Origin of the sequence: Streptomyces sp. NPDC002602, from assembly GCF_042889445.1 — a bacterium.
Taxonomy (GTDB): domain Bacteria; phylum Actinomycetota; class Actinomycetes; order Streptomycetales; family Streptomycetaceae; genus Streptomyces.
Genome location: NZ_JBIAQX010000002.1, coordinates 588,394 through 601,390, shown reverse-complemented (window position 1 = coordinate 601,390; position 12,997 = coordinate 588,394). Strand labels below are relative to the sequence as shown.

Here is a 12,997-nt window from a genome sequence, read left to right as displayed (position 1 = left end):
GCGCGGACCCGGCGCGCCGGCCCGAGGCCGCCACCCGGACCCCGATCTGCCCCCGATCTGCCCGCGCCCGCCTCGCGTACGAGGCGGGCGCGGGCTCCGGGACGCCGCGGGGGCCTAAGCCGTCGCCGCCGCCGCGTCACAGGCCTGGGCGCGCAGGGCCCGGGCCAGGTCGTCGCGGGACTCCAGGACCAGTCGGCGCAGCGCCGGCGGGGCCGACTCGTGCGCGGCCAGCCACGCGTCGGTGGCGTCGACCGTGCTCTGCGAGTCCTGGAGGGACGGGTACATGCCCTTCACCACGTGCATGCCGATCTGGATCGAACGGTCGGCCCACACCCGCTCGATGGCCTCGAAGTAGCGGCCCACGTACGGGGCCAACAGCCCCCGCTGCGAGGACTGCTGGGAACCGGAGATGGTCGCCTCGACCAGCGCGTTGGACAGCGCGTCCGACTCCACGACCGCGGCCCACGCCTGGTCCTTGACCGCGGCCGACGGGCGCGCCGCCAGGCACCGGACCTGGTGCCGCTTGCCCGACGCGGTGTCGTCGCGGGTGAGTTCCGCGGCCAGGGCCGCCTCGTCCACCGCCCCGTGTGTCGCCAGCGGCAGCAGGAAGTCCCAGCGCAGCTCCTGGTCCACGTCCAGCCCGTCGATCCGCGCCGAACCGTCCATCAGCCCCAGCAGCAACTGGAAGTCGCCCTCCGTCGCCGCGCTCGCCGCGAAGAACCGGGCCCACGTCAACTGGGACTCGGAGCCCGGCTCGGCCATCCGCAGCTCCTGGAGCGCGACCGCCGACAGCACCCGGCCGCCCTGCTCGCGCCACTCCGCCGCCGCGTAGTGGGAGACCGCCGACAGCGCCTGTGCGTGCAGTTGCTGGAGCACGCCGACGTCCGTCTCGCGCCCCGCGTGCGCCAGCACCAGGGACACGAAGTCCCGGGCCGGCATCAGCCCGTCGCGGGTCAGGTTCCACAGCGCCGACCAGCACAGGGCCCGCGCCAGCGGGTCGGTCAGGCCGCCCAGGTGCGAGCGCAGGGTGGACAGCGAGCGCTCGTCAAAGCGGATCTTGCAGTAGGTGAGGTCCTCGTCGTTGACCAGCACCAGGTCGGGCCGCTCCTGCCCGGCGAGTTCGGCCACGACCGTCCGGGCGCCCGCCACGTCCGTCTCGGCGCGCGCGAAGCGCACCAGGGAGCCGTCCTCGATCCGGTACAGGCCCACCGCGACCCGGTGCGGCCGGAGTTCGTCGCCCTCCTGAACCACCGCGAGTTCGGTGATCCGGCCGCCCGCGTCGTGGGTGACCACCGGCGTCAGCGCGTTCACGCCGGCCGTCTGGAGCCAGGCCCGCGACCATTTCGCCATGTCCCGCCCGGAGACCTCGCCGAGCACCGACAGCAGGTCGTCCAGGGTGGTGTTCCCGTACGCGTGCGCCTTGAAGTAGCGCCGCGCGCCCTCCAGGAACGCCTCCCGGCCCACGTACGCCACGAGCTGCTTGAGGACCGCCGCGCCCTTGGCGTAGGTGATCCCGTCGAAGTTCAGCTTCGCGTCCTCCAGGTCGCGGATGTCGGCCGTGATCGGGTGCGTGGACGGCAGCTGGTCGGCCCGGTAGGCCCACGCCTTGCGGTTGTTGGCGAAGGTGACCCACGCCTGGTCGAAGCGGGTGGCCTCCACCTGCGAGAAGGAGCCCATGAAGTCCGCGAAGGACTCCTTCAGCCACAGGTCGTCCCACCACTTCATGGTGACCAGGTCGCCGAACCACATGTGCGCCATCTCGTGCAGGATCGTGTTGCACCGGCGCTCGTAGGAGGCCCGGGTCACCTTGCCTCGGAAGATGTACTCCTCGCGGAACGTCACCATCCCCGGGTTCTCCATCGCGCCCAGGTTGTACTCCGGCACGAACGCCTGGTCGTACTTCCCGAAGGGGTACGGGTAGTCGAAGTGCTCGTGGAAGAAGTCGAAGCCCTGCTTGGTGACGAGGAAGACATCATCCGCGTCGAAGTGCTTCGCGAGCCCCTTGCGGCACATCGCGCCGAGCGGGATCGTCAGGTCCCCGCGCGTGTAGGTGTCCGTCACGTAGTGGTACGGACCCGCCACCACGCAGGTGATGTAGGTGGAGATCGGCGCGGTCTCGGCGAACCGGCGGGTCAGCCCCTCGCGGGACTCCTCGACGCCGTTGCTCCACACCTGCCAGCCCTCGGGCGCGGTCACCTCGAAGCGGTACGGGGCCTTCAGGTCGGGCTGTTCGAAGTTCGCGTACACCCGCCGGGCGTCCGCCGGCTCGTACTGGGTGTACAGGTAGACCTCGCCGTCCTCGGGGTCGACGAAGCGGTGCATGCCCTCGCCGGTCCGGCTGTAGGCGCAGTTCGCGTCCACGACCAGGACGTTCTCGGCGGCCAGTGCCTCCAGGGCGATCCGGGAGCCGTCGAAGACGGCGGCGGTGTCCAGCTCGGTCCCGTTCAGGGTCACGGCGTTCACCGAGGGGGCGATCAGGTCCGCGAACGTGGTGGCGCCGGCGGCGGCCCGGAAGCGGATCGTCGTCACCGAGCGGAAGGTCCGGGGGCCCTCGGCCGGCTCGGCCCCGTCCACCGCCGACCGCAGGTCCAGGACCACCTCGTACCCGTCGACGGACAACAGCGCGGCCCGTTCGCGGGCCTCGTCACGGGACAGATTCTCTCCGGGCACGTGCACTCCTTCGTGCGTGATCGTCGTCTTCCGTCGAATCCTCGCACGGGGGGAATGCGGGGGGTCCCGGGCTGGTTGGGGAGGGGGAACCATGACCAGAGACGCCTTATGTGACTTGAGGAGAGACATGCCCGACACGCAGGTGCGCGAGAAGACCCCGGTCGATTTCTGGTTCGACCCGCTCTGCCCCTGGGCCTGGATGACGTCGCGCTGGATGGTCGAAGTCGAGAAGGTGCGCGACGTCGAGGTCCGCTGGCACGTGATGAGCCTCGGCGTGCTCAACGAGAACAAGCTGGACGAGCTGCCCGAGTCCTACCGCAAGCTCCTCGGCCCCGAGGCCTGGATCCCGGTCCGCGTGGTCATAGCGGCGCAGCAGAAGCACGGCTCCGAGCTGACGGGCAAGCTCTACACGGCGCTCGGCACCCGCATCCACAACGAGGGTCGCGGCAACACCCCCGAGGTGATCGCCGAGGCGCTGGCCGAGGTCGGTCTCCCGGTGGAGCTGGCCGCGTACGGAACCTCCGACGAGTACGACGAGGCCCTGCGCGAGTCGCACAACGAGGGCATCAACCGGGTCGGCCAGGAGGTCGGCACCCCGGTGATCTCCGTGCCCGGCGACAACGGCAAGGACGTCGCCTTCTTCGGTCCCGTCGTCACGCCCGCCCCGCGCGGCGAGGACGCCGCCCGCCTGTGGGACGGCACCCTGCTCGTCGCCTCCACGCCGGGCTTCTTCGAGATCAAGCGGACCCGCGACAAGGGCCCGTCCTTCGAGTAGTCCCCGCGAGCGGTACCCGGCCGGTCCGCCGGCCCGACACCACGAAAAGCCCCCGCGAGTCACGTCCTCGCGGGGGCTTTCCGTTGGACACGCCCGCACGCGAAGGTTGAGAAGACGATCACGAGGCGGACGGGAGGGTGGCGCCGATCAGCCCTTGGCGGGGATCAGCAGCGGGGTGTTGGCCTTGGCGTCGGCGTAGCGCTTGGAGACGTCCTGCCAGTTGACGACGTTCCACATGGCCTCGATGAAGTCCACCTTCTGGTTCTTGTACTGAAGGTAGAAGGCGTGCTCCCAGGCGTCGAACACGAGGACCGGCACGGAGGCCTGGCCGACGTTGCCCTGGTGGTCGTAGACCTGCTCGACGATCAGACGGCCGCTGATGGGCTCGTACGCCAGCACGCCCCAGCCGGAGCCCTGCGTGGCGGACGCGGCGAAGGTCAACTGCTTCTTGAACTTCGCGAAGGAGCCGAACGACTCGGTGATCGCGTCGGTCAGGTCGCCCAGGCCGTCGGCCGCGGTCGGCTCGCCGCCGCCCTCGCCGGTCTTCGGGCTGGCCATGTTGTGCCAGTAGATGCTGTGCAGGATGTGGCCGGAGAGGTGGAACGCGAGGTTCTTCTCCAGCCCGTTCAGCGCGCCCCAGTTCTCCTTGTCGCGCGCCTCCGCCAACTGCTCCAGCGTGTTGTTGGCCCCGGTGACGTAGGCCGCGTGGTGCTTGTCGTGGTGCAGCTCGATGATCTGCGGATTGATCACCGGCTCCAGCGCCGCGTAGTCGTACGGAAGCTCAGGAAGCGTGTAGATGGCCATGCGTGTATCCGGTCCCCTCAGCGTGCCAACCGCTCATGGTGCGACAGTTATTGCAATCAATGCGCAACTGCACGCTAGCAGTATCTATTCCTGACGACGAGTAAGGGTCACCTCTCTTGTCAAGACCGCCGGAAAGCCGAAAGCCGGGCCCATGCGATCGCATGAACCCGGCCTTCGACCAGGGGTGGAGCGGGGGTGGAACGGCGGTGGAGGGGTGGTGGAGCGGGAAAGTGGCGGGGGGTCAGACCGTTTCGCGCGACCCGGCCCGACGCTGCATCACATAACCGGTGACGGCGAGGGCGACGGTCAGTCCGCCGGTGAAGAGGACCTGGACCCGCGTGTCGTCACCGCGGACCATCAGCGCCAGCACGCCGACGACCCCGGCCAGCGCCACCCAGGTCAGGTACGGGAAGCCCCACATCCGTACGACCAGCCTCTCGGGGGCCTCCCGCTCCAGCCGGCGGCGCAGCACGAACTGGGAGACGGCGATGAAGCCCCAGACGACCAGGATCACGCCGCCGACCATGTTGAGCAGCCAGGCGAACAGGGTGTCCGGGTACCAGTAGGACAGCAGCACGGTGACGAAGCCGAAGCCCGAGGAGGCGAGCACCGCGCGCCGCGGCACGCCGCCGGAGACCTTGCCGAGCGCCTTGGGGCCCTGTCCGCGGGCGACCAGGGAGTAGGCCATGCGCGAGGAGCCGTAGATGTTGGCGTTCATCGCGGAGAGCAGCGCGATCAGGATGACCACGTTCATGATCTCGCCGGCCGCGGGGATGCCCAGGTGGTCCAGGGTCGCGGCGTACGGTCCGTCCTCGGGCACCGCCGGGTCGTTCCACGGCAGCAGGGTGACGATGACCAGCATCGATCCGACGTAGACGATCGCGATCCGCCACATGGTGGTCTTCACGGCCCGGGCGACGCCCTTGACGGGGTTCTCCGACTCGGCCGCCGCGATGGTCACCGTCTCCAGGCCGCCGTACGCGACGACCGAGGCGAGCAGACCGACCAGCAGGCCGTCCATGCCGTTGGGCAGGAAGCCGCCGTCGTGGAGCAGGTTCGCGGAGCCGGGGGAGGAGGTCCCGGGCAGCAGGCCCAGGACGGCGAGCACGCCCAGGCCCAGGAACAGCGCGATGGCGCCGATCTTGAGGGCGGCGAACCAGAACTCGAACTCGCCGAAGTTGGAGACCGCCGCCAGGTTGGCCCCGCAGAAGAGCGCCATGAACGCCAACACCCACATCCACGAGGGGGTGCCCGGGAACCAGCCCGTCATGATGTGCGCCGCGCCGATCGCCTCGATGGCCACGCCCACGCACAACAGGGTCCAGAACATCCAGCCGGCCGTGAAGCCGGCCCACGGGCCGATGGCGCGGTCGGCGTGCACGGAGAACGATCCGGAGGCGGGGTTGGCGGCGGACATCTCGCCGAGCATCCGCATCACGAACATCACGAGGATCCCGGACGCGGCGTACGCGATCACGATCGACGGGCCCGCGGCCGCGATGCCTGCGCCGGAGCCCACGAAGAGCCCGGCGCCGATGACCCCGCCGAGGGCGATCATCGAGAGGTGGCGCTGCTTGAGGCCGTTGCCGAGGGGGGAGGACCCCGGTTCGGTCGGCGGTGACTGCCGGTCGGACGGATTCAGGGTGCTCTGACTCATGGGGGTGGTGCCTTGTCCGGTGCGGGGACGGGAGGGGGCCCAGTCTGCCGATCGTCCGATAACCGGACGTTCGCCGTCCAGCATGCGGACTCTCGCCTCACGGGACGTGTTCACCCCCGCGCGGAGGCGGAACAGGCCCGGGACACCGGTCCCGGGCCTGTTCCGCGTACGGCGAGGGGGCTCAGGCCCGGGACACCGGTCCCGGGCCTGTTCCGCGTACGGCGAGGGGGCTCAGGCCCGCCGGGCCCGCAGCTCCCGCACTCCCGCCACGACCAGCACCGCGGCGGCCGCGCCCGTGGACCACAGCAACTGCGGCCGCGCAGAGTCGTCGAACAGCATCAGGACCAGCACCACGGCCATCCCGACCAGCGCCGCCCACGTCAGGTACGGGAACAGCCACATCCGCAGCGTCAGCCGCTCCGGCATCTCCCGCTCCAGCACGCGACGCAGTCGCAGTTGCGAGACCGCGATCAGCGCCCACACGAACAGCAGCACCGCGCCGACCGCGTTGAGCATGTAGAGGAAGACCGTGTCCGGCCACAGCAGGTTCAGCACCACCGAGACGAACCCGAACGCCACCGAGGCGAACACCGCCCGGCGCGGCACCCCGCCGCCCGAGACCCGCAGCAGCCCCTTGGGCGCCTCGCCCCGCTCGGCCAGCGAGAACACCATCCGCGAGGACCCGTACAGGTTCGCGTTGAGGGCCGAGAGCAGCGCCACGAAGACCACGATGTTCATGATCTGACCGGCCGCCGGGATGCCGATCGAGTCCAGCACGGCCACGTACGGGCTCTGCCCCGGCTCCAGGGAGTCCCACGGCAGCAGGGTCACGATGACCACCATCGAGCCGACGTAGAAGAAGAGGATGCGCCACACCGCGCTGCGCACCGCGCGGGCGACCGAGCGGGCCGGGTCGTCGGACTCGGCCGCCGCGATGGTGACGACCTCCAGGCCGCCGAAGGCGAAGACGACGGCGAGCATGCCGGCGACCACGCCGCCCATGCCCGCGGGGAAGAAGCCGCCGTGGCCGGTCAGGTTGGCCGAGCCGATCGGGTCGGTGTCGGGCAGCAGGCCGAAGATGGCGAGGGTGCCCAGGATCAGGAAGAGGACGATCGCGCCGACCTTCAGCGCGGCGAACCAGAACTCGAACTCGCCGAAGTTCTTCACGGCGGCCAGGTTGCTCACGGTGAAGACCACCATGAAGATCAACACCCAGATCCACTGGTCGACCGACGGCACCCAGCCGTTCGCGATCTTCGCGGCGCCGGTCGCCTCCACGGCGAGCACCACGACCAGCAGGAACCAGTACAGCCAGCCGGCGGAGAAGCCGGCCCACCGCCCCAGGGCCTTCTCCGCGTACACGGAGAACGATCCGGAGGCGGGCATCGCGGCCGACATCTCGCCGAGCATCCGCATCACGAGCATCGCGAGGACGCCCGCGAGCAGGTACGAGCAGATGATCGCGGGGCCGGCGATGCCGATGCCGGCGCCGGAGCCGACGAAGAGCCCGGCGCCGATGACGCCGCCGAGGCCCAGCATGGTCAGGTGGCGCTGCTTCAGGCTGTGGCTGAGGGGTTCGGAGGGGAGCTCACCCGTGGTGGCGGGCGGGTCGGGCAGGAGGTCGCGCATGAGGAGTGCTCGTACTCTCGTTCGGCCTGGCGGCGGTGGGGGCTCCGCGACTGGTTGGAGGGAACCTACAGTCTCGCTGGAGGCCGTCCATCCGCGCAAAACGGACGTGCGGGCGGTAGTTGCTCGTGATGCGGATCACTTCAACTGGGGTGTGACCCGGGCTCTTTGTGTATTCCCCACCAAACCGGGGAGTACGGCTTTGTCCCGGCCGGCGGTGGGGCGGAGCCCTGCACCGGACTAACGTCGGTGATCGTCCCGTCACCACCACCCCCGGAGCCTTTCGATGAGCACCGCTTCCGTCTCCTTCCGGCCCGGCGCCGTCCTCGCCGACCTGCTGCCCGCGAGCCGCGTCCGCGACATCGCGCTCGTCGTCGGCGGCGCCGCGCTCACCGGCATCGCCGCGCAGATCTCCGTGCCCGTCCCCGGCTCCCCGGTTCCGGTCACCGGCCAGACCTTCGCGGCCCTGCTGGTCGGCACCGCGTTCGGCGCGCGGCGCGGCTTCCTCTCGCTGGCCCTGTACGCGCTCCTGGGCATGGCGGGCGTGCCGTGGTTCGCGGACGGCACCTCGGGCGCCGGCGGCGCCTCCTTCGGCTACGTGCTCGGCATGCTGCTCGCCGCCACCGTCGTCGGCGCCCTCGCGCGGCGCGGCGCCGACCGCTCGGTCGCGCGCACGGCGGGCACGATGGTGCTCGGCTCCGCGCTCGTCTACGCCGTCGGCGTGCCCTACCTGGCGCTGTCCACCGGGATGTCCTTCGGCGCGGCCGTCGCGGCGGGCCTGACCCCGTTCCTGCTCGGCGACGCGCTCAAGGCCGCGCTGGCCATGGGCGCCCTGCCGGCGGCCTGGAAGCTGGCCGGCCGCCGCGGCTGATCCCGTACGCGTCGACGACGCAGCCCCCGGACCGCGAGCGGCGGTCCGGGGGCTGCTGTCGTTCACGGGCAATCGATCGCTCAGACGCGCGCGGCGGCCTTGCGGCGCATGTCGCGCACCACGCCGATGGCCAGCACGACGGCCGCCACCAGCAGGGAGAGCAGGACGACCTCGCGGTTGTCCTTGTCGTAGACCATGTAGGCCAGGACGAAGGTGATCATTCCCGCGGTGGCCCAGGTGAGGTACGGGAAGAGCCACATCTTGACGGCGAGCTTCTCCGGGGCCTCGCGCTCCAGGATCTTGCGCATGCGCAACTGGGTCAGGCAGATGACCAGCCACACGAAGAGGGCGATGGCACCCGAGGAGTTCAGCAGGAAGCTGAAGACCGTGTCCTTGAAGGCGTAGTTGAAGTAGACGGCGACGAAGCCGAACACCACGGAGCCCAGGATGGCGGCCGTCGGGACGCCCCTCTTGTTGACCTTGGCGAAGGCCTTCGGGGCGTCACCGCGCTCGCCCAGCGAGAACGCCATGCGGGAGGCGGTGTACAGGCCCGAGTTCAGGCAGGACAGCACGGCGGTCAGGACGATCACGTTCATGATCTGGCCGGCGTGGGCGATGCCGATGGAGTCCAGGGCGGCCACGTAGGAGCCCTTCTCGACGATCGACTTGTCGTTCCACGGCAGCAGGGTCAGGACGATGAAGATCGAGCCCAGGTAGAAGATGCCGATGCGCCAGATCACCGAGTTGGTGGCCTTGGTGACCGCGCGGCGCGGGTCCTCGGACTCGCCGGCGGCCAGGGTGACGATCTCGCTGCCCATGAAGGAGAAGACGACCATCAGCACACCGGTCAGGATCGAGCCCCAACCGTTGGGCATGAATCCGCCCGCGTCGGTGAGGTGCGCGAATCCGGCGCCGGGGTTGTCCGAGCCCGGCAGCACGCCGAAGACGGCCAGCATGCCGATGATCACGAACGCGCCGATGGCGACGACCTTGATGCCCGCGAACCAGAACTCGAACTCGCCGTACGAGGCGACCGAGCCGAGGTTGGTGACGGTCAGGACCGCCATCACGATCAGAGCCCAGGCCCACTGCGGGACGGCCGGGACCCAGCCTTCGAGGATCACCGCGCCGGCGGTGGCCTCCACGGCCAGCACGACGACCCAGAAGAACCAGTACAGCCAGCCGATGGAGAAGCCGGCCCAGCGGCCGAGCGCACGGTCGGCGTAAGCGGAGAACGAGCCCGAGTTCGGGCTGGCGGCGGCCATCTCGCCGAGCATCCGCATCACGAAGACGACCATGGCGCCGACGAGTGCGTACGAGACGAGGATGGCGGGACCGGCCTTGGCGATGCCGCCGCCGGAGCCGACGAAAAGACCGGCGCCGATGACGCCGCCAATGGCGATCATGGACAGGTGGCGGTTCTTGAGACCGGCCTTCAGACCGTCGGAGGGCTTGGCGTCGCCGGGGGTGCCGGAGGGGTCGCCTGCCTTCTGAAGGGTCGTCGTGGAGCTCATGGACGATTCCTTAGGTTCTCGGGTTGCGAGCCCCGGCATTCAAACCTGAGTTACCTCCAATACGGAAGAGTTTCTTCCGATGGTTGCCTTGGGCACAAGCTCCGGGTCGAAGGTCCCGACCCGTCCTGTCTGGGTTCTTTGGGTTTATTTGAGGTTGAGAAGTGATTTACGCGACACCCGTTGCGAGCCGGCGGTCCGGCTCGTGCCACACTCGACCCATGCGCGTGTACCTCGGATCCGACCATGCCGGCTTTGAGCTCAAGAACCACCTGGTGGACTGGCTCAAGAACAACGGCCACGAGCCCGTCGACTGCGGGCCCCACATCTACGACGCGGTGGACGACTACCCGCCCTTCTGCCTGCGGGCCGCGGAGCGGACCGCCGCGGACGGCGAGGGCCTCGGCATCGTGATCGGCGGCTCCGGCAACGGCGAGCAGATCGCCGCGAACAAGGTCAAGGGCGTCCGCGCGATCCTCGCCTGGAGCGTGGAGACCGCCAAGCTCGGCCGTGAGCACAACAACGCCAACGTGATCTCCGTCGGCGGTCGGATGCACACGCAGGACGAGGCCGTCAGCTTCATCGAGGCCTTCCTGGCGACCCCGTACTCCGGCGAGGAGCGCCACACCCGCCGCATCGACATGCTCTCCGCCTACGAGCTGACCGGCGAGCTGCCCCCGATCCCGGCCCACCACCCGCAGGCCTGACACCCCTCCGCCGTGCCGCCGGAAAGCCCCGGTGGCGCGGCGGTTTCATGCCCGCCGTCCGGCGGTGCCGTGGCGCGGCCGCCCGGCGGTGCCGTCGCGGCCGCCCGGCCCTCCCGTCGTCGTGGCGTCCCGTCGTCCGTCGTCCCGTCGTCGTGTCCCAAGGAGCAGCACCGTGCCCGAGGGGCATACGATCCACCGCCTCGCCCAGGACCACACCGAGCGGTTCGCCGCCCGCCCGGTCCGGGTCAGCAGCCCGCAGGGCCGGTTCGCCGAGAGCGCCGCGCTGCTCGACGGCCGTGAGCTGGAGAGCGCCGAGGCGCACGGCAAGCACCTCTTCCTGGAACTCGGGGACGCCTGGATCCACATCCACCTCGGTCTCTTCGGCAAGCTCGGCTTCGGTCCCGCCCCGGCCCCACCCGCCACGGACACCGTGCGGCTGCGCCTGCTGAACGCGGACCACTGGGCCGACCTGCGCGGCCCCACCGCCTGCGCGCTGATCGGCGACGGCGAGAAGAAGGCGATACACGACCGGCTCGGCCCCGACCCGCTGCGCCCGGACGACGACCCGGACCGGGCCTGGGCGCGGATCTCCCGCTCCCGCACCACCGTGGCGGCCCTCCTCATGGACCAGAAGGTGATCGCGGGCGTCGGCAACGTCTACCGCGCGGAGGTCCTCTTCCGGCACGGCATCGACCCGTACCGCCTCGGCAGGGACCTCACCCGCCGCGAATGGGACGCGATCTGGGCCGACCTGGTCCTGCTGATGCGCGAGGGCGTACGGAACAACCGGATCGACACCGTCCGCGACGAACACCTGCCCGAGGCCATGGGACGCCCGCCCAGGGTGGACGACCACGGCGGCGAGGTGTACGTCTACCGGAGGGCGAACATGCCCTGCCACATCTGCGGGGGCGAGATCCGCACCGCCGATCTCGCCGCCCGCAACCTCTTCTGGTGCCCCGACTGCCAAACGCGCTAGTGCCCGACCGGGCGCCGCCGCCGTGCGACAGTCGCGCAACCCGTGCCGTGCCGCGACTCGGGCGCCCGCCGGAACCCGTGCAGCGCTAGAACCCGTGCGGCGCCGGAACCCGTGCAGCGCTAGAACCCGTGCGGCAGCCAGGGGGCCACATCGCCCCGGAAGGCGCGCGAGGCCTCCGCCAGGGCGCCCGGGCGCAGCTCGCGGACCCGCCCGGCGGCGGCCAGCGAGCCCAGGGTGATCCCGCCCAGATAGGCGGACCCGAGCTCCCGTACGGACAGCTCCAGCTCGGCCGGCTCGGCCGTCCGCACGCAGGACGCGCCGCCCTTCTCGTCGACGGTCAGCCGCCACCGCCCCTCGTTCCACGGACAGAACGCGTCCTCCACCTCCAGGACCACGTCCAGCGGAGCCTCGTACGCCCGCGCCTCCAGGGCCGCGCTGACGTCCACGAGCCGCACGTGCAGCGCGTCGCGCGGGAACGGCCGGGACCGCCGGACGTCGCTGACCAGGTGCAGCACCGGATCGTCCACCGGCCGCCGGGTCGCCCGTACGGATGAGGTCAGGTCGATCTCGAAGAGGTAGCGCCACAGCGCGGCCGTGGCCGCCGGATCCAGCGCGTCCAGGTCGGCCAGATCGACCCGGCCCTCGGCGCCGGTCAGCTCCCAGCCGGGCTTCACCCGATAGCGCGCGTACCCGACCACCTCCCCGTCCGGGCGCCGCGCCACCACGCACTTCAGCGGGGACGCCCCGTCCCGCATGCTCTCCGGGTCCAGCAGCGCCTGCCGCTCCCAGCCCGGCTGCCGGGCCGGCATCCCGGGCCGCCGGGAGACCAGCTCGGCGTACACCCGCTCGCAGTCGGGCAGCGCCTGCTCCGGGTCCACGAGCCGCAGCACGACCTCGTCCGTGCCCGGCGGCACGGCGAGCCGCACCCGGACCGTGTCGATGTCGACGGCCAGCCCGTACGCGCCGGTGCCGTAGCCGAAGCGCCCGTAGATCGCCGGTTCCGAGGCCGTCAGCACGGCGAGCGCCTCACCACCCGCCCGGATGTCGTCCAACTGGCGGCGCATCATCGACGTCAACACCCCGCGCCGACGGTGCGTCGGCGCCACACCCACCATGGTCACCCCCGCCGCCGGCACCACCGAGCCGCCGGGTACGGAGAGTCGGAAGCTGAACGCGCCGGCCGAACCCACGCAGGTCTCGCCGTCCCAGACGCCGAGCGAACGCTCGGTCTCCGTCAGAGACTTGTACAGTTCCCGCTCCGCCGGGGACTCGGGCACACCACCGAACGCCAGTTCCAGGTGGTCGTACCAGGCATCCCACTCATCAGCCTTCAATACGCGCGTCTCAAGAGCCATATGGCCATCCTTACCAGGGCATTCCGTCCCAGTCGAAATGAT

General features: G+C 70.6%; 10 protein-coding genes. 4 read left to right on the top strand and 6 right to left on the bottom strand.

The genetic code is table 11. From position 1 onward, the window contains the following. Window positions 1–114: 114 nt before the first annotated feature. Window positions 115–2,670, bottom strand: coding sequence for an aminopeptidase N (gene pepN, locus ACFYW3_RS08105; protein ID WP_389385851.1), 2,556 nt, complete (start codon window positions 2,668–2,670; stop codon window positions 115–117). 127 nt (window positions 2,671–2,797) lie between these two features. Here pepN and ACFYW3_RS08100 point away from each other — a divergent pair, with 127 nt between their 5' ends. Next, window positions 2,798–3,445 carry a DsbA family protein gene (locus ACFYW3_RS08100; protein WP_351754959.1) on the top strand — a complete coding sequence of 216 codons (648 nt, stop codon included), beginning with the start codon at window positions 2,798–2,800 and terminating at the stop codon, window positions 3,443–3,445. Between the two features lie 147 nt (window positions 3,446–3,592). On the opposite strand, the gene ACFYW3_RS08095 is transcribed toward ACFYW3_RS08100, so the two are convergent. From ACFYW3_RS08095 to ACFYW3_RS08085, 3 genes are all read right to left on the bottom strand, one after another. Beyond that, window positions 3,593–4,249, bottom strand: a complete 657-nt coding sequence (locus ACFYW3_RS08095) for a superoxide dismutase (protein ID WP_053674894.1) — start codon at window positions 4,247–4,249, stop codon at window positions 3,593–3,595. Window positions 4,250–4,490: 241 nt separating this feature from the next. Then, the gene (locus tag ACFYW3_RS08090) at window positions 4,491–5,906 is read right to left on the bottom strand and encodes an amino acid permease (RefSeq protein WP_351754962.1); all 1,416 of its coding nucleotides are present in this window, start codon (window positions 5,904–5,906) and stop codon (window positions 4,491–4,493) included. A gap of 231 nt (window positions 5,907–6,137) precedes the next feature. Then, a complete protein-coding gene (locus tag ACFYW3_RS08085; protein ID WP_389385849.1) occupies window positions 6,138–7,535 on the bottom strand; it encodes an amino acid permease in 1,398 nt (465 codons plus the stop codon). 283 nt (window positions 7,536–7,818) lie between these two features. Between ACFYW3_RS08085 and ACFYW3_RS08080 the strand changes: the two genes are divergently transcribed. After that, a complete protein-coding gene (locus ACFYW3_RS08080; protein ID WP_389385848.1) occupies window positions 7,819–8,403 on the top strand; it encodes a biotin transporter BioY in 585 nt (194 codons plus the stop codon). 80 nt (window positions 8,404–8,483) lie between these two features. Here the strand turns inward: ACFYW3_RS08080 and ACFYW3_RS08075 are convergent, their stop codons facing one another. Continuing rightward, window positions 8,484–9,917: an amino acid permease gene (locus ACFYW3_RS08075; RefSeq protein WP_351754969.1), complete on the bottom strand. Its 1,434-nt coding sequence runs from the start codon at window positions 9,915–9,917 to the stop codon at window positions 8,484–8,486. A gap of 218 nt (window positions 9,918–10,135) precedes the next feature. Here ACFYW3_RS08075 and ACFYW3_RS08070 point away from each other — a divergent pair, with 218 nt between their 5' ends. Beyond that, window positions 10,136–10,621 carry a ribose-5-phosphate isomerase gene (locus ACFYW3_RS08070; RefSeq protein ID WP_351754971.1) on the top strand — a complete coding sequence of 162 codons (486 nt, stop codon included), beginning with the start codon at window positions 10,136–10,138 and terminating at the stop codon, window positions 10,619–10,621. 172 nt (window positions 10,622–10,793) lie between these two features. Further along, window positions 10,794–11,600 carry an Fpg/Nei family DNA glycosylase gene (locus ACFYW3_RS08065; RefSeq protein WP_053674906.1) on the top strand — a complete coding sequence of 269 codons (807 nt, stop codon included), beginning with the start codon at window positions 10,794–10,796 and terminating at the stop codon, window positions 11,598–11,600. 119 nt (window positions 11,601–11,719) lie between these two features. On the opposite strand, the gene ACFYW3_RS08060 is transcribed toward ACFYW3_RS08065, so the two are convergent. Next, window positions 11,720–12,955, bottom strand: a complete 1,236-nt coding sequence (locus ACFYW3_RS08060) for a GNAT family N-acetyltransferase (protein ID WP_351754975.1) — start codon at window positions 12,953–12,955, stop codon at window positions 11,720–11,722. Window positions 12,956–12,997: the final 42 nt, after the last annotated feature.